Origin of the sequence: Paraburkholderia sp. SIMBA_054 (genome assembly GCF_046534875.1) — a bacterium.
Lineage (GTDB): Bacteria > Pseudomonadota > Gammaproteobacteria > Burkholderiales > Burkholderiaceae > Paraburkholderia > Paraburkholderia hospita.
Window position 1 is genome coordinate 1 of sequence record NZ_JAWRXV010000202.1, and the last position, 617, is coordinate 617.

A 617-nucleotide genomic window follows, 5' to 3' on the forward strand; every position below is an offset into this window, starting at 1 on the left:
GGTTTTGTCGCACTAACGCGCTGAGCTAGAATTTGCGTCCCACCATGAATGACGAACAGCATGGACAAGACGAAGAAGACGGCGCGCGCGACGTTGTCACCGGGTCTCAGCAAGGTGCTCAAGCGCCTTCATTATCCGCTGGACGTCATCCTCCTGTGTGTCCGCTGGTACGTGGCCTATCCGCTAAGCCTGCGCCACCTGGAGGAGATGATGGCCGAACGCGGTGTAGAAGTTGACCACTCGAGCGTGCATCGCTGGGTGATCAAACTGGTGCCGTTGTTCGAGAAAGCCTTTCGCCGGCACAAACGCCCGGTCGGAAAGAGCTGGAGGATGGATGAAACCTACGTCAAGGTGCGCGGCCAGTGGAAGTACTTGTATCGCGCTGTGGACAAGGCCGGGAATACGGTCGATTTCCTGTTGCGGGCACATCGCGACAAGGCTGCAGCGCGCCGCTACTTCGAGAAAGCCATCGATCGGAACGGCGTGCCCGAGACCGTGACCATGGATAAGAGCGGGGCCAATCTGGCGGCCCTCCTGGCCATCAACGTGGAACGTGAAACGCCCATCAAGGTCAGGCAGGTCAAGTATCTGAATAACGTCGTCGAGCAGGATCATCG

At 58.5% G+C, this 617-nt stretch carries 1 protein-coding gene; it reads left to right on the top strand.

The window, feature by feature from the left end; all coding sequences use genetic code 11:
- Positions 1–60 precede the first annotated feature (60 nt).
- The coding region (locus SB822_RS54765; RefSeq protein ID WP_410858806.1) for an IS6 family transposase at positions 61–617 on the top strand (557 nt) is incomplete at its 3' end.